The 15,007-nt window shown below is 67.5% G+C and carries 14 protein-coding genes; 5 read left to right on the top strand and 9 right to left on the bottom strand.

Annotated elements, in window-relative coordinates:
- Positions 1 to 35: 35 nt before the first annotated feature.
- Together PSC72_RS13165 and PSC72_RS13160 are read right to left on the bottom strand one after the other, a co-directional pair.
- Entirely contained in the window at positions 36 to 2,018 is a 1,983-nt protein-coding gene (locus PSC72_RS13165; protein WP_274321866.1) for a MutS-related protein, read from the bottom strand.
- Between the two features lie 62 nt (positions 2,019 to 2,080).
- Entirely contained in the window at positions 2,081 to 3,061 is a 981-nt protein-coding gene (locus tag PSC72_RS13160) for a hypothetical protein (protein WP_274321865.1), read from the bottom strand.
- 271 nt (positions 3,062 to 3,332) lie between these two features.
- Here PSC72_RS13160 and larE point away from each other — a divergent pair, with 271 nt between their 5' ends.
- The gene (gene larE / locus PSC72_RS13155) at positions 3,333 to 4,289 is read left to right on the top strand and encodes an ATP-dependent sacrificial sulfur transferase LarE (RefSeq protein ID WP_274321864.1); all 957 of its coding nucleotides are present in this window, start codon (positions 3,333 to 3,335) and stop codon (positions 4,287 to 4,289) included.
- Positions 4,290 to 4,454: 165 nt separating this feature from the next.
- Here the strand turns inward: larE and PSC72_RS13150 are convergent, their stop codons facing one another.
- The gene (locus tag PSC72_RS13150; RefSeq protein WP_274321863.1) at positions 4,455 to 4,649 is read right to left on the bottom strand and encodes an AbrB/MazE/SpoVT family DNA-binding domain-containing protein; all 195 of its coding nucleotides are present in this window, start codon (positions 4,647 to 4,649) and stop codon (positions 4,455 to 4,457) included.
- Positions 4,650 to 4,804: 155 nt separating this feature from the next.
- Here PSC72_RS13150 and PSC72_RS13145 point away from each other — a divergent pair, with 155 nt between their 5' ends.
- Entirely contained in the window at positions 4,805 to 5,059 is a 255-nt protein-coding gene (locus PSC72_RS13145) for a HalOD1 output domain-containing protein (RefSeq protein WP_274321862.1), read from the top strand.
- A gap of 146 nt (positions 5,060 to 5,205) precedes the next feature.
- On the opposite strand, the gene PSC72_RS13140 is transcribed toward PSC72_RS13145, so the two are convergent.
- The 3 genes from PSC72_RS13140 to PSC72_RS13130 form a co-directional block, all read right to left on the bottom strand.
- A complete protein-coding gene (locus tag PSC72_RS13140) occupies positions 5,206 to 6,348 on the bottom strand; it encodes a Gfo/Idh/MocA family protein (protein WP_274321861.1) in 1,143 nt (380 codons plus the stop codon).
- 96 nt (positions 6,349 to 6,444) lie between these two features.
- A complete protein-coding gene (locus PSC72_RS13135; protein WP_274321860.1) occupies positions 6,445 to 6,687 on the bottom strand; it encodes a hypothetical protein in 243 nt (80 codons plus the stop codon).
- 139 nt (positions 6,688 to 6,826) lie between these two features.
- Positions 6,827 to 7,870 carry a radical SAM protein gene (locus PSC72_RS13130; RefSeq protein WP_274321859.1) on the bottom strand — a complete coding sequence of 348 codons (1,044 nt, stop codon included), beginning with the start codon at positions 7,868 to 7,870 and terminating at the stop codon, positions 6,827 to 6,829.
- A 123-nt stretch (positions 7,871 to 7,993) separates the two neighbouring features.
- Here PSC72_RS13130 and PSC72_RS13125 point away from each other — a divergent pair, with 123 nt between their 5' ends.
- Entirely contained in the window at positions 7,994 to 9,298 is a 1,305-nt protein-coding gene (locus PSC72_RS13125) for an amidohydrolase (protein ID WP_274321858.1), read from the top strand.
- A 35-nt stretch (positions 9,299 to 9,333) separates the two neighbouring features.
- On the opposite strand, the gene PSC72_RS13120 is transcribed toward PSC72_RS13125, so the two are convergent.
- Complete coding sequence (locus tag PSC72_RS13120; protein WP_274321857.1) at positions 9,334 to 10,503, bottom strand: zinc-dependent alcohol dehydrogenase; 1,170 nt, start codon at positions 10,501 to 10,503, stop codon at positions 9,334 to 9,336.
- A 383-nt stretch (positions 10,504 to 10,886) separates the two neighbouring features.
- Between PSC72_RS13120 and PSC72_RS13115 the strand changes: the two genes are divergently transcribed.
- On the top strand, positions 10,887 to 11,696 hold the full coding sequence (locus PSC72_RS13115; protein WP_274321856.1) for a DUF4249 domain-containing protein: 810 nt from the start codon (positions 10,887 to 10,889) through the stop codon (positions 11,694 to 11,696).
- 239 nt (positions 11,697 to 11,935) lie between these two features.
- Here the strand turns inward: PSC72_RS13115 and PSC72_RS13110 are convergent, their stop codons facing one another.
- Complete coding sequence (locus PSC72_RS13110; RefSeq protein ID WP_274321855.1) at positions 11,936 to 12,997, bottom strand: zinc-dependent alcohol dehydrogenase family protein; 1,062 nt, start codon at positions 12,995 to 12,997, stop codon at positions 11,936 to 11,938.
- A gap of 109 nt (positions 12,998 to 13,106) precedes the next feature.
- Between PSC72_RS13110 and PSC72_RS13105 the strand changes: the two genes are divergently transcribed.
- On the top strand, positions 13,107 to 13,781 hold the full coding sequence (locus tag PSC72_RS13105) for a hypothetical protein (protein ID WP_274321854.1): 675 nt from the start codon (positions 13,107 to 13,109) through the stop codon (positions 13,779 to 13,781).
- Between the two features lie 92 nt (positions 13,782 to 13,873).
- Here PSC72_RS13105 and PSC72_RS13100 read toward each other — a convergent pair whose 3' ends face one another.
- Complete coding sequence (locus PSC72_RS13100; protein ID WP_274321853.1) at positions 13,874 to 14,422, bottom strand: KH domain-containing protein; 549 nt, start codon at positions 14,420 to 14,422, stop codon at positions 13,874 to 13,876.
- Between the last annotated feature and the right edge of the window lie 585 nt (positions 14,423 to 15,007).

The following is a 15,007-nucleotide window of genomic DNA, read 5'->3' as shown; positions in this document are numbered from 1 at the left end:
AGCGCGCGCCACAGCACCGCAGGACAGTGATTCCCTCAGTCGAACTTCTCGAGGAGTTCGACGTAGAAGCCGTCGCGTTCGTCGGCGAGTTTCTCGACGATGAGTTCGGGGGTCGAGCGCGCGAGGACGTCCTTGACGGGCGAGCGGTCGACTTTGAGTTCGCCGTCGACCAGGCCTTCGGCTTCGATACCGTCGACGGCGAGGTCGGAGCGGGCGGACTCCTGGATCTCGCGGGCGAGGTGGGTGACGAAGACGGCGGTGGCCTCGCGCTCGTCGAACGCTTCGAGGATGCCGGCCATGATCTTCGCGCTCGCGCCGGGCTCGGTGATGCTCTCCAGTTCGTCGACGAGGACGAGCACGCGCCCGCCCTCGCCCGACCGGATCTCGTCGACGAGCGACCCGAACTCCCGCAGGGTGGACTCGAAGGCTCCCGCGTCGAGGGTGCCCTGGGTCTTGGCGTGGTAGTGCAGTTCCTCGACGTGCTCGACGCGGGCGCGTTCGGCGGGGACGGGCAGGCCCATGTGCGCGAGCGTGACCGTCAGGGCCACGAGGTCCAGGACGGATGTCTTCCCCCCGCTGTTGACGCCGGTGAGGAGCGCGACGCCCTCGACGCGGTAGTCGACGGGGTCGACCGCGTCGAAGGGAACGTCGAGCAGGGGCGAGCGGCCGCCCTCGATGGCGACGCCCCTCCCGCCGAACTCCGGCATCGTGCAGTCGTACTCGCGGGCGAAGCGGGCGATGGCGAGTTCGACGTCGAGTTCGAGCGCGGCCTCGGCCAGGCGCTCGGCGTCCTCGCGGGCGTCGGCGAGGTCGGAGGCGACCTCGCGCTTGAGGCGGGTCGCGCGGCGGTCCCGGGCTGTGGTGAGTTCCTCGCGCAGTCGGGAGACGACCTCCTCGTCGCGCTGGACGGGGAAGGTGGGCTGGTCGGGGAACGCGCGGCGGGCCACGTCGGCGTAGTCGTCGAGGCCGAGGGCGTCGATCAGGTGGTCGCGGGCGTCGGCGACCGCCTCGGCGTACTCGTCGGCGAGTTCGCGCTGGAGCAGGGAGTCGACCCCGGCGCCCTGCTCGACCAGCGAGAGGAGGTCGGCGCCCTCGATGGTGACGTCGCGCTCCTCGATTGCCTCCCGCAGGCGGTCGTTGGCGACGCTCTCGGCGGTCGAGACGGCGGCGTCCAGGTCGTCGACGGCGTTCTGGAGGCGCTGGAGTTCCTCGTCGTCGGCGACGTTGCCCTCGGTGTCGATGCGGCCGAGGGCGGTTTCGAGCGCGTCGAGGTCGCATGGCGCGTCGAGGTCGGCGACGCGGTGGACCTCGACGGCGGCCCGCAGGCGGTTGCGGTTGTGCGCGAAGAAGGCGAGGGTGCGCTCGGGGACGACGGTCGCGGGGTCGTCGAGGGCGCTCGGTTCGACGCGGACGTCGCCCTCGACCTCGACGCCGGTGAAGGCGTCGTCGAGCGCGATGACGGTGGCGTAGCCGCGGGCGAGGTCGGCGAGGCCGCGGGCGTCGTCGACGATCTCGACGCTGACCTCGGGGAGGACCTCCTGGGCGCGGGCGTAGGTCTCGGCGTCGGTGGTGGCGAGACAGCGGTCGCGGACGCGGACGTTCGGCGGCGATTCGAGGGGTTCGACGCCGGCGAGGGCGCCGCGGATCTCGTCGTCGGGCTCCCGCTCCATGGCGCGGGCGGCGAACTCGCGGGCCTCCTCGACGCGCGAGCGGGAGGGCGAGGGGTAGAACGTCTCGAGGCGGCGCTCCGCGTAGCGGGTGACCGCGTGGTCCGCGACGAGCTCGAGGGCGTCGCGGTATATCTCCTGGGCGCGGGAGGTCGCCGCGAAACCGCCGGGGTCGCCGTGCTGCTGGCGGATGGCGGCGCGGGCGATGCGCGCGGCCCGGCCGTCGCTGATGCCCGGCGCGCGCGACAGCGTGGCCACGTCCCCTTCGCTGAGCGCACGCTCGGGGTCGTCGAGCGCGGACAGCGCCTCGGCCGTCTTCTCGCCGACCCCGGGGATCGTCTCGATGTCCATCTACCGGTGTCATTCGCACCGGTGGAGAAAAATCCCCCGCCGCGTCGCCGACCCGCCTCCGATCACTCGTTCCACGGCCAGTCGTCAGGAGGCGCGAACGGCGCGACCGACACCGTGTAGCGCATCACCGTCGATATCCGCAGGAGTCGCACCACCAGCAGGACGAGCGGCGCGAAAACCACCGCAAACGCGCCGCTGACGAGCCACGGGAGCGTCAACTCGGGGACTGCCGCGCCCTCGGACCGGTACAACAGCGGGACGTACACCGCGACGAGCAGGGTCGGGACGCTGATGTAGATGATCTCCCGCGAGAGCTGCGCGAGTTCCTGCTGGAGCGCGAGCGTCTTGAAGTACTGTCGCCCGACGGAGAGGTGTCCGAGAAGCTCCTCCACGGCGTCGAGGTCGGCGGCGAGGTCCTCGGGAAGGGCCGCGTCGTCCGCGACCGCCAGCGTCTCGTTGCGGAGCCGCGCGTAGTCCGACCCGGCGATCATCGCGATGACGTCTATCGGCTTCATGTCTTCCGAGATGCGTTCGATCTCGTCGGCGTAGCCGTCCAGGCGGTCCGCGAGGTCCCCGAGGTCGTCGGCCGCGTCGCCGGCCGCCTCGCGCCGTTCCCGGAGCGACGCTACGTGGTCGTTTAGCGCCGTCCCGATGGCGGCGATGAACTCGGCACCCCGGACGGGCGCGGGCCCCGACGTCCCGAGGTCGGACACGGAATCGTGGAACTCGGCCCCTTTCTCGTAGCGGCTCCGCAGCGAGTCGGGCTGGCCGAACACCTGCGAGGAGATGAGCTGGTTGACCGTCAGCGTCAGCGTGATGAGCGTGAACACGCCCGCGGTGACGCCGCTGCCGAACGCCGTCGGCACGCTGCTGCGCGGCCCGACGGCGAGCAGGTCCGCCGCGACGAGTACCCGCGTGAGCACGAAGATGCAGACGCACACCAGGCCGGTGATCAGCAGGCGGTTCCCGTCCAGAAACACCCAGTGCCGTATTCGGCTCGCGCCGTCGTCCGACGCGTCGGTCGCGCTCGCGCTATCGGCCATCGGTCGGTCGGCTCCTGTGTCCCGTCTCTCCCGCCCTCGCCGCCGCGACACTGGGGCGACGGGTGCGCTCGCCGCCGCGGGTTCGGGTCGTCGGAACCCGGCCACGAGAACAGTCGATCATATCGACGGATTGGCGTCCGTCCGGAAAGATCCGCGGCAGGCACTTGCCGGGGTCGACCGCGTTGAGAGCGCCGTCGAGACTCGAACCGATTCGCCCCGTCGCGAGCAGTCGAACAACGGGCTTTTGGCCGCTCGCGCCGAATCGCCGTCGATGAGCACTTCGGTCGCCGACAAACTCGACGCCGCGCGCGCCGACCTGGCCGACCGCGACGGCGTCCTCGTCGCCTTCTCCGGCGGTGTGGACTCCAGCGCCGTCGCCGCTATCGCCCACGACGCGCTGGGCGACGACGCCGTCGCCTGCACGGCCAGAAGCGAGACGCTGCCCGAAGCGGAACTCGAAGACGCCCGTCGCGTCGCCGACGAGATCGGCATCCGTCACGAGATCGCCGAGTTCTCCGAACTCGACAGCCAGGCGTTCGTCGAGAACGGCGACGACCGCTGTTATCACTGCCGCACGATGCGCCTCGGCGCCATGTTCGATCGCGCCAGGGAGCTCGGCATCGACGTGGTCTGCGACGGCACGAACGCCTCGGACCCCGGCGAGGGCCACCGTCCCGGCCTCCGCGCCGTCGACGAGCTCGACGCCTACTCCCCCCTCCTGGAGCACGGCATCGTCAAGTCCGAGGTCCGGGAGATCGCCGACGAGTACGGCCTCTCGGTCGCCGACAAGCCCTCGATGGCCTGCCTCTCCTCGCGCATCCCGACCGGCCTCGAAGTCACCGAGGAGCGCCTCTCCCGCATCGAGAAGGCCGAGACGGTCCTGCGAACCTGGGGCTTCCAGCAGTTCCGCGTGCGCGACCACGACGGCATCGCCCGCATCGAGGTCGGCGAAGACGAACTCGAAGACGCCCTCAACCCGGAGTTCGTCCGCACCGCCCGCCAGTACATCGGCGAACTCGGCTTCGACCACGTCACGCTCGACCTCGACGGCTACCGCACCGGCAGCGTCAGCCCGGACGAGACGCGAAGCGCCTCGGAACCCGCGAGCGGTGCAACCGCGGGCCCCGCCGACGAGCAGGAACCCGACGGCGCGGAGTCGACCGCCGACGACGAGCCGGTCGTCGAAGACGTGTTCGCCACCGATTACCCCACCGCCGACGAGCTCTGAGGGCCGCTTTTCGCCACGGCGCGTTGTCGACTGCGGACGAAGCGCTCGCTACCTAGCACGCCGAGACAGTTCAGCAGGCGCTGTCCGCCGCGTCCCGCGGCGTCCGTTCTCACTGAGACGAACTACGACCCTCCCCGGGGCCGAAGAGACCGCCCGCCTCGACGGCTATTCCGAGTTCCCGTCCGTCTCGCTCAGACGGGTGTATCTGACCACGAGCCGTCCGTCCCCGTCCGTTGTGGTGTCGATGGCGAACTCGTCGCCGATCTCGATGTCGTGCTCGCGAGCGACCCCGGCCGGAATCGAGATGTCCTTTGTCGATGTCCCTTCTCGGCCTCGCACAGCGACCGTCTTCTTCGGCATTAAACCTTCTTCCTAATTATCTTAAGATAACCTCTTTGGTCCGCTACGCTGCCATGTACATATTTAGTCAGATTTATGAACAGAGACGGAGACCTGCACACGTCGAACACAGAGTGCATGATACCGTGACAGCGAAGGACAGCGATACACCGTCGATGCCGCCAGACGAACCGTATACTCGCCAGATCCGATCGGACGAATCCCCCAGTATCGGCGTCGTCCGCACGATCGCCGCGTTGAAGAACACTCCCAGCCACGAGATCGACCCGCTCTCGAAGTCGATCGACCCCGACGCACTGGACCAGCTCGTCGCCCACGGCGACGGGGCTTCCGTCGAATTCGAGTACGAGGGCCTGTCCGTCACCGTGGACGGCCGAACGGTCACCGTCCGCGGCGCCGTCGAGGAGTAGGCTCACGTCCGCGGCCCCGGGCCGGACCGCCGCCACCGCCCTGCTCGGCGACACACGTACCGCCGAGAGCCGTCCGCAATCACCTGGACCGGCGCAGAACCGCTCGAAACCGTCGAGACCGCTCTACCCCGCGACGGCGGCCCCCCTCACAGTTCGACGGCGGTCGACTCCGAGCGCTCGGCGATCTCCTCGGCAGTCAACTCGCGGCCCGCTTCCTGCGAGCGGTAGATGCCTTCCATGATGCGCATCGAGTTCAGCGCCAGCTCGCCGGTCGGGACCGGGTCGGCCGCGTCCCCGGCGACCGTCTCGACCCAGTGGGCGAACTGGTCGCTCGTCTCCGCGGTCTCGTACCCGTCGCCGGCGATGAGGCCCTGTCGGCGCTCGTACTCGTCCAGGTCCAGCGACACCGTCGCCTCGTAATCGCCCGTCGTCGTGTAGAACTCGAAGGGGTCCAGCTGCAGTCCCCCCTGCGATCCGGCCACCACGCTCGGTCGGTCGGGCAGGAACATGTGCCAGGCGGCGCGCAGTTCCACCACCGAGCCGTCGGCGAGGTGGGCCGTCCCCACGCCGGCGTCTTCGACGTCGTAGCCCGACTCCTCCAGCCGTTCGGTGTAGGTCTCGCGGTTCGGTCCGACGAGGCTCTCGTCGTAGGAGTCCTCGGTCCGCTCGAAGGTCGCGCCCCCTACGCGCTCGACGGGCGCGTTCCCGAGCAGGTAGAGCAACTGCCCGAGCACGTACGTCCCGATGTCGATGACCGGACCGCCGCCGGCGGACTCCTTCGAGACGAACCCCGGCGTGCCGTAGCCGTCGACGTAGGGGCGACCGCGCCGCCGCGAGTAGACTCCCCGAGCGTAGTAGGGATCGCCGAGTTCGCCGTCGTCGACGAGGCGCCGCGCCGCCGTCGTCTCCGCGGAGAACAGTTCGTAGTTCTGGACGCCGATCTCGACCCCCGCGTCCGCGGCGGCGTCGGCCATCGCCTTCGCGTCGGCGTAGGTCGCCGCCATCGGCTTCTCGGTGAAGATATGCGCTCCCGCGTCGGCCGCCGCCTCGGCGACCGGCCGGTGCAGGTTGTTGTGGACGCAGACGCTCACCGCGTCGACGCCGGCGTCGCCAAGCATCTCGCGGAAGTCGCCGTAGACGCTCGCGCCGTGTTCGTCCGCGAGCGCGGCCGCCGCCTCCTCGTCGATGTCCGCGACGGCGACCACGTCGGCGCCGTCGACCTCGCTGTACGCGTCGGCGTGGGCCTGCCCGCGGTTGCCCGCGCCCACCACTCCGATAGCGACTGACATGGGTGGCCTTCCCACGCCACTGAAATGAACACTGGCATCGCGGAGGCCGTCGCCGCGACCGACGCGGTGCCGGTCGCGCCGGGGCCGTGCCGGCGCTCAGGCTGGACCGTAGCCCCGTTCGACCGCCAGCGAGTAGCCGACGACGGCGATCGCCCACACCGCGACGCCCACCACGAAGCGGTCGAAGGGCACGTCGCGGCCGAGGTTCCAGGCGAGCACCAGTCCCTGGACGACCGCCAACAGTCCGGCCGTCGCGACTTTCACCACTTCCAGAACCTGCGGCTCCTCCGGCGGGTCGAAGCGCGCGGCGGCGTCGAGAACGAGCGGCAGCGCGACCACGTTTTTCTCATCGGGTGTCCTCGCTCGCTTCGCTCGCTGTGGGCACCACTCGTCGAAAAACGTGGGCGAAAAAGCCGGACGACTCGCTCACTGCGTTCGCTCGCGTCCGGTGAACCGGCGTCGTCGGCGCCGGACAGAATCAGTCGCCGGCCGCACTCCGTCCGCTGTCGGTTTCAGTCCCACTCCCGCCCGACAGCGGCGTCCGCTCGACCACGGTCCCGTCGTAGGTCGGGTACTGCTCGACGATCTCGCCCTCCTCGACGTCGCCGTCCTCGACCATCTCTTCGAGGAGCCACCAGGCCACCTCGACGTGGTCGGACTTCGCCGTGTAGAACTCCTCGGGCACGCCGAGTTCCTCGAAGCGCTCGGGCTCGGCCCACGTCTTCCCGTAGACGAGGGTACCGTCGTCGGTGATCTCGTCGAACGGGCGGCGCAGGCTGCGGGCCATCCGCTTGAGTCGGCGGCGGTGCTGGGCGGCGTCCTTGAAGACGCTCGTGCAGAAGTAGACCTTCTCGTGGTCGCCCATCTGGTCTAAGATCTCCTCGCGCGGGCTGTCGACGGCGCTCATGTGCTCGTCGCGGAGTTCGAAGCCCTCCTCTTGCATCCGGCGGTAGTTCCCGTCGGACATCTCGAACTCGTTGATGTTGCAGAAGTCCGCGGCGCCCTCGTCGAGGAAGTCGATGAACTCCTGTTCCGGGCGGATGCCGGGGATCTCGAAGGCGGGCGTGAGGCCTTCCTCGCGGGCGATGTAGAGGATCTCCTCCCACCCGGTGCCGTGCAGATCGCCCCACTGCTCGTAGGGCGGGTGGAACCGGATCTCGTCGAGGCCGGCCTCCGAGAGGCGGCGCATGTTCTCGCGGCCGCCCGTGATGCCGGTGTAGAGGTGCGTGTGGAAGTCCTCGCCGTACTCGTCTTTCAGCAGAGAGAGGTAGCGCGTCGTGCGACCCATCGCCTCCTGGGGCTCGCCGCCGGTGATCGAGGCGCCGAGGGCGTCCATGCGCTCGGCCTCTTCGAGGACGTCCCGGTCGGACTCGACGGGGCGCTCGTTGGCGTAGACCTGCTCGACGTTCTTGCGGTTCTCGCCGAGGGGACAGTAGAAACAGTCGCGCTGGTCGCAGTAACCGTAGACGAACAGCACCAGCTTGCCGCCTTTGGCGCACTGTTCGCAGCCCTCGGATATCATCGCTCCTTCCTATCCGCCCGAGCGGGAAAAGTCGTGCGCTCCCGCGTCGGGAGTGTGAGGCGGTCACATCCGCGATGGCGCCGAAGGGGTAGATTCAGGCACCCGCCGGGCCAACTCCGGGGCATGAGCGAACTCCTCGTTGCCGGCGGACAGGTACTGCGACCCGATCTCACGGTCGAACGGGCGGACGTGCTCGTCGACCGGGACAGCGGCGAAGTCGTTGCCGTCGACGACCCGGGCGCGCTGGACGGCGACGAAACCCTCGACGCGAGCGACGGGCTCGTCGTCCCGGGGCTCGTGAACGCCCACACCCACGTCGCGATGACGCTCCTGCGGGGCTACGCCGACGACAAGGAACTCGACGCCTGGCTCCAGGAGGACATCTGGCCGGTCGAGGCCGAACTCACGGGCGACGACATCGAGGTCGGCGCCGAACTCGGCCTGGTCGAGATGATCAAGTCCGGGACGACCGCCCTGTCGGACATGTACTTCCACGTCGACCGGATCGCCGACGCGGTCGAACGGGCGGGCGTCCGGGCGGTGCTCGGTCACACGGCCGTCACCGTCGGGAAGGACGACGAAGCGGCCCGCGCGGACCTCCAGCAGAGCCTCGACGTGGCGAAAGAACTCGACGGCGCCGCGGACGGGCGGATCACGACGACCTTCCAGCCCCACTCGCTGACCACCGTCGGCGAGGAGTACCTCCGCCAGTTCGTCCCGAAGGCCCGCGACGCGGACCTGTCGATCCACTTCCACGCGAACGAGACCGAGAACGAGGTCGACCCCATCGTCGACGAACACGGCGTCCGGCCTCTGGAATACGCAGACGATCTGGGCCTGCTGACCGAGGACACCTACGTCGCCCACGGCGTCCACGTCGACGAGACCGAGATCGAACTCCTCGCCGAGCGCGGCACGGGCGTCGCTCACTGCCCGGCCTCGAACATGAAACTCGCGAGCGGGATGGCGCCGGTCCAGCGCATGCGCGACGCGGGCGTGACGGTCGGCATCGGGACCGACGGCGCGGCCTCGAACAACGACCTCGACGCCTTCGACGAGGTGCGCGACGCGGCGATGATCGGCAAGCTCGCCGCCGCGGACGCCAGCGCCGTCCCCGCCGAGGCGGTCGTCGAGATGGTCACGCGGGGGAGCGCGGATCTACTCGGCTTCGATAGCGGACGGGTCGAGGCCGGCGCGAACGCGGACCTGGCCGTGATCGATCTGGACGCGCCACACCTCACGCCCGCCCACGACCTCGTGAGCCACCTCGCCTACGCCGTCCGCGGCAGCGACGTGCGTCATACGGTCTGTGACGGCGAGGTGCTCATGCGCGACCGCGAGGTCCTGACGCTCGACGAGGCGGCGGTCCGCGAGCGGGCCGAAGCGCACGCGCAGGACCTGATCGACCGGGCCGAGAGCGGCGAGTGAAGACGGGACGCGGAGATATTCTGCTACACAGCCGCTCAGGGCGTCAGCACGACCTTGATACAGCCGTCGTCCTTGTCGTTGAACGTCTGGTACATCTCCGGGCCCTTCTCCAGGGGTTCCTGGTGAGTGACGACGAACGACGGGTCGATCTCACCGTCTTCGATCTTCCCTAGCAGGGGGTCGAGGTAGCGCTGGACGTGGGTCTGGCCGCTCTCGACGGACAGGGCCTTGTTCATCAGCGATCCGAACGGGATGCCGTCGACGTCGCCGGTGTAGACGCCGGGGACCGACAGCGTCCCGCCCTTCCGGCAGCAGGTGATCGCCTCGCGGAGGACGTGCGGGCGATCGCTCTCTAGCCCCACCTCCTGTTTCGCGCGGTCAGTCACGCCCGCGAGACCCGTGCCGTGGGCTTCCGTCCCGACGGCGTCGACGCAGGCGTCCGGTCCGCGGTCGCCGGTCATCGCCATCAGGGTGTCGTAGACGTCTTCCTCCTCGAAGTGGATCGTCTCGGCGTCGCCGTGCTCGCGGGCCATCTGCAGGCGCTCGGGCACGCGGTCGATGGCTATCACGCGGTCGGCGCCGAGCATCTGCGCGCTCTGGATCGTGAACTGCCCGACCGGGCCGCAGCCCCAGACCGCGACGGTGTCGCCGTCCTCGATGTCGGCGTTCTCGGCGGCCATGTACCCCGTCGGGAAGATGTCCGAGAGGAACAGCACCTGCTCGTCGGGGAGGTCGGACTCGATCTTGATCGGCCCGACGTCGGCGTAGGGAACCCGCAGATACTCGGCCTGACCACCGGCGTACCCGCCGAGGAGGTGTGAGTAGCCGAACAGGCCGGCGGGCGACTGCCCCATCACCTCCCGGGCCATCTCGGCGTTCGGGTTCGAGTTGTCACACAGCGAGTACAGGTCGCGCTGGCAGAACCAGCACTCCCCGCAGCTGATCGTGAACGGGACGACCACCCTGTCGCCGGCTTCGAGCGTCTCGACGCCCTCGCCGACCTCGACCACTTCGCCCATCGGCTCGTGGCCCAGGATGTCGCCCTCCCGCATCCCGGGAATGTTGTCGTTGTAGGGGTGCAGATCCGAGCCGCAGATCGCGGTCGCGGTGATCTCGACTATCGCGTCGTTCGGATTGACTATCTGCGGCCGGGGAACGTCCTCGACGCGGACGTCCTGCTCCCCGTGCCACGTGAGCGCCCTCATCGCTCGCCCCCGTCGCTGTCGGTTCGCCTGGGTCCGTGAGCATCGTCCACTCGAGCGTCGGTCATCGTGCGATATCTGTTAGCGCGGTACACCCACGGACCGGCTAAATGTGGCCCCTGCGCCTGCAAGAGGCCCCTGAGGCGCTCCGGCGGCCTCACCAGTGGGGCGATCCCTGATTTCGACGGGTAGAGAGCGACGACAGACCGTAGGCTCGCCGACTCGCGACCGCACAGAATAGCCGTGTCACCGTACCGAGCGGTCGTTCTCACAGGAGATAATACCCGAGCAGATAGTTTACGGGCGGAAAATTCGACTTAATTCGGCGCAAGCCGCCCTAAGGGTGACCGGCAATTAAGTGGGATCCAGTTGTGGAATAGCAGCGTATGAGTCAGCACACGCGGGCAGTCGTACTGGCGGCACTGATGGTCGTCTCCGTGGCGGCACCAGCGATGGGCGCGACGACGGCCGACTCGCTGGACGTCGCGGTAACGCAGAGCGACGGCGTCACGGTGACCGTCACAGACGGCAATAGCACGGCGGTCGAGAACGCGACAGTGAACGTGGCGACGCTGACCGAGAACGTCACGTACGAGGGCGCGGGCGAGTACACGACCGATTCGACCGGAACGGTCACCCTCCCGGCACCGAACGAGACGGTGACCGTGTCGATCACGGCGTCGACCGGCACCCTCACGGCGACTACCGAGGCCGAACTGACCGCCGGCGGGAACGAGACCGACAACGAGACGGCGACGCCGTTCGGGACGCGGGTCACGAACTTCATCTCCGGCCTGAACGAGACCGAGGGGCCGCGCGGCCTCGCTATCTCGACCTGGGTCGTCGCCAACAACCCCGGCAACGGGAGCGGTCCGCCGGACCACGCCGGACCGGGGAACGAGACGCGCGGTCCGCCGGACCACGCCGGGAACGAGAGCGGTAACGAGACGCGCGGCCCGCCGGACCACGCCGGCGGCGACGACGGCAACGAGACGCGCGGCCCACCGGACCACGCTGGCGGCGACGACGGCAACGAGACGAGCGACGACGACGAGAACGGCACGCAGGGCCCGCCGGACCACGCTGGCGGCCCCGATAAGAACGACGACGACGCGGACACCGACGACGACGAAGCGGGAAACAACGGCAACGGCAACGGTAACGGTAACGGCGCCGGCAAGGCCAAAAAGCGGTAGCCTACCCGTCACGCGGTTCGTACTGGCGCACTCTTTTCCGACCGAGTGGTCTCGGACGTGCGGTGTTTGCGACCTGTGAGGCCGGAGTACGCCGCACTCGGACGTCGTGGGAATTCACTGGTCATGGCGTCGGCATTCACTGGGCGCGGCGTCGGCACGACGAGAAACGGGGTCGATATCCGGATCTACCTGCGCTCGGAGCGCAAGGGTGCGAAAGTGGCGAGACGAGGCCGGTGGCTTCAGAACTCGTCGATGACGGGGATGCCGACCGTCTCGAAGTCGGTCATGTCGTCGAGGACCTCGGAGACGTCGTCCAGCGCGATGCGGTCGGTGATGATCGCGGCGGGGTCGAGTTTCCCGGTCGCGACCATCCGGAATATCTCGTCGTAGCGCTCGGGCGGCATCCCCAGCGCGCCGTAGAAGTCGATCTCGCCCGTGACCATCTCGTCGGTCGGCAGCGGGAGGGTCCCGCCCGCTTCCTTCGTCGTGAGTCCGACCTGGACGTGCTGGCCGGTCTTGCCGAGGCTCTCGATTGCGTTCCGGCAGGTCGTCTCGATGCCAAGCGCGTCCATCGACACGTCGGCGCCGCCGTCGGTGAGCGCCCGCACCTCCGCGGCGGGGTCCTCGACCTCGCTCGCGTTGATCGTGTGGACGGCGCCCTGTTCTTCGGCGAAATCCAGCTTCTCGTCCATGAGGTCGACGCCGATCACGTTGGCCCCGATAGCGTCGGCGATCTGGACCGCCGAGAGGCCGACGCCGCCGCAGCCGTGGACGACGAACCAGTCGCCCGCGCCCACGTCCGCGCGGTGGGCCAGTCCGTGGAACGCTGTCATGAAGCGACAGCCCAGTCCCGCCATGTCGACCGAGGAGACCCCTTCGGGGAGTTCGACGAGGTTGTGGTCGGCGTGGGGGACCGGCACCTGTTCGGCGAAGGCGCCAGGGGCCGCGGGCTGGAGACCCAGGGCCTGGCGGTTCTCACAGATGTTCGAGTGGCCGGTCTGGCAGAGGTGACACGAGCCGTCGCCGAGGTTGAACGGGACGGCGACGTGGTCGCCCTCGGAGACGCCCTCGACCTCCTCGCCGACCGCGACGACGTGCCCGGCGGGTTCGTGCCCGAGGATGTGGCCGGGGACCGGGTCGAGTCCGCGCCACTCCCAGTCGCCCTGCCAGGCGTGCCAGTCGCTGCGACAGACCCCGCAGGCCTCCACCTCGACGACCGCGCCGTCCGGTTCCGGCTCCGGGTCGTCGACCTCCCGCACGTCGAGCGGTTCCCCGTAGTCCGTGAAGACTGCTGCGCGCATGTCCGAGGTATCGACGCCGCCCGTCAAATACCCTCGTCTCTCCGCGTGGAAAGATAGACGATATCGCCACCCCTATACTTATACAATCGGTCAACTGAAGCCATGCACTGTGAAAGGGTCGCATCGAAATTTCTATTTTAACCTCCTCGTCTCCGCGCTGGCAGCGCTGTGGACTATCCAACTGCTTTGGGAATCATTCCGTACGACGGCACTTGATCCGCTACTTCCCGCCGCTTTTCTGGTCTCGGTGATAGTGATCTCCGGGTTAGATGGATACGAAGACTACACCGGGAAGACGATGTACATCCCAGAGCGATTCGAGGGGCCCGTGATCGCGATCGGGGACGAGCGCCACTTTCCTGAGAACCGGGAGTTTGAGACCGATACCGGGGGAACGTCGTGTCAGATGGCGATCGCGAACCTTCTATTTTTTGTCCCGCTTGTCGTCCACGAGTTCTCGCATGCTTTCGTGGCTGCCGCGGTCGGAGCACTCCCGAAAGCGTTCGTCGCTGGTAACCTTGGCCGTGCCAGTGGATACGTGATTCCTGGTGAAACCGATAGCCGATGGAAGAGCGAACTGATCACCGCGAGCCCGATACTATTCAATGCTCCAATCGGTTTCGCACTCGTCTACACCGGACTCGTTACCAGGCCGTTGAGTGCTGGAGCGGATTCCATACTACTTCTCTACGGGTTCGTTTTCGTGCTGACGGGTCTACCAGACCAGCTCACGTATGGTATCCTCGATCGGGTTACTGGTTCCGTTGGAACGGACCCGCAATGAGAAGTGAACGGTCCCGTCGATGTCTGGTGTGGCCCCGTAGCTCCGTTCACTGAACGACATACGGTAAGGATACGGATCTAGCGTTCGTCTTTCTAACCCGTGAATTGGTGGTAGTCCAGACCCTTGTGTTTCATCTCGTTGTGCTTCTCTTCGAGGAACGAGTAGACGGTGCCGTGCGGGGCGCCCTCGATGATCATCTCCGCGGCCTCGCGGACCACGTCGACCTGTTCGGGGCCGCCGATGATGCCCAGCGTCGAGCCGTAGATGACCACGGAGGCGCCGCTGAGCTCCTCCATGAGTTCGCGGGTACGCCCGCCCTCGCCGATGAGCCGACCTTTGTGGCGCTGGAGGTCGTTCTGGTTGCGCGCGGCGGCGTCGATGTCGATGATGTCGAACATCATCATCTCGTCGTCGAGGAGTCGCATGGCCTCGTCGGGCGCGAACCCGCGGCCGATGGCCTTGACGATGTCGGGACCTTTGAGTGCGGTGATCGGGTCACCGGTCTGCTCGACCTTCACCTGCCCCGTCTCGCTGTCGACGTCGAGCCGGACCTCCGCTCGGTCCTCGATCGCCCGCAGCGTCTCACCCCCCTCGCCGATGAGAGCGCCGATCCGGTCCTGCGGAATCTTCACGTGTTGCATGCCCGACCGTAGGTGTCTCCGCCGTTTTAAGGCTTTGTTGACGCGGTACCGTGCGAACGGATCGCGCGACCCGGGATCGGTTCCCGGTTTCGGCCGAGGAATTGCGTCCGGCTCGCCGAATCTATCGCCGGCCCCGCCGTCTCGTGTACGTGACCGCTGACGACAGTCGAAGTCGTCATTCCTGTCTGGGTTCAATAATACTGATTTATTTTATAATAATAAACTTACTAGTGTCGGGGATACGAGTAGATTTGCTCTTTTACCGGCGTATACTCGGGATATTTTCCAGAATCGCCGACATTGGTACCCCGCATTTACTCCCTCGTTCGAGAAAAGGTATTTTGCGAAAACCGCGATCTGCGTACTCTCCTCTTGTTTGGTTTGTTTGCCATCTTTCCCATAAAATATGATTGGTATAATACTGAAAAGCTGTTGTGACAGAAAACATATGCTCATTCACCACCCTCTGTTTCGGGTGCAACCCCCATCCACTGACAGGTGTTTCTCCAGCCGATTACAGGTTTATGGCTGTAATCCAATCGCCGGTTTCGTCCTGCTCGACGTGCTAGTCCGTTTCTCATCTGC

It is taken from the genome of Halosimplex aquaticum (genome assembly GCF_028747785.1).
GTDB classification, from domain to species: Archaea; Halobacteriota; Halobacteria; order Halobacteriales; family Haloarculaceae; genus Halosimplex; species Halosimplex aquaticum.
This window is presented reverse-complemented; position numbering and strand designations above follow the sequence as displayed.

Excerpts from the sequence above, each read along its gene's own strand:
- PSC72_RS13165 (WP_274321866.1), bottom strand. The coding sequence starts at position 2,018 with ATGGACATCGAGACGATCCCCGGGGTCGGCGAGAAGACGGCCGAGGCG.
- PSC72_RS13160 (WP_274321865.1), bottom strand. The coding sequence starts at position 3,061 with ATGGCCGATAGCGCGAGCGCGACCGACGCGTCGGACGACGGCGCGAGC.
- larE (WP_274321864.1), top strand. The coding sequence starts at position 3,333 with ATGAGCACTTCGGTCGCCGACAAACTCGACGCCGCGCGCGCCGACCTG.
- PSC72_RS13150 (WP_274321863.1), bottom strand. The coding sequence starts at position 4,649 with ATGCCGAAGAAGACGGTCGCTGTGCGAGGCCGAGAAGGGACATCGACA.
- PSC72_RS13145 (WP_274321862.1), top strand. The coding sequence starts at position 4,805 with ATGCCGCCAGACGAACCGTATACTCGCCAGATCCGATCGGACGAATCC.
- PSC72_RS13140 (WP_274321861.1), bottom strand. The coding sequence starts at position 6,348 with ATGTCAGTCGCTATCGGAGTGGTGGGCGCGGGCAACCGCGGGCAGGCC.
- PSC72_RS13130 (WP_274321859.1), bottom strand. The coding sequence starts at position 7,870 with ATGATATCCGAGGGCTGCGAACAGTGCGCCAAAGGCGGCAAGCTGGTG.
- PSC72_RS13125 (WP_274321858.1), top strand. The coding sequence starts at position 7,994 with ATGAGCGAACTCCTCGTTGCCGGCGGACAGGTACTGCGACCCGATCTC.
- PSC72_RS13120 (WP_274321857.1), bottom strand. The coding sequence starts at position 10,503 with ATGAGGGCGCTCACGTGGCACGGGGAGCAGGACGTCCGCGTCGAGGAC.
- PSC72_RS13115 (WP_274321856.1), top strand. The coding sequence starts at position 10,887 with ATGAGTCAGCACACGCGGGCAGTCGTACTGGCGGCACTGATGGTCGTC.
- PSC72_RS13110 (WP_274321855.1), bottom strand. The coding sequence starts at position 12,997 with ATGCGCGCAGCAGTCTTCACGGACTACGGGGAACCGCTCGACGTGCGG.
- PSC72_RS13100 (WP_274321853.1), bottom strand. The coding sequence starts at position 14,422 with ATGCAACACGTGAAGATTCCGCAGGACCGGATCGGCGCTCTCATCGGC.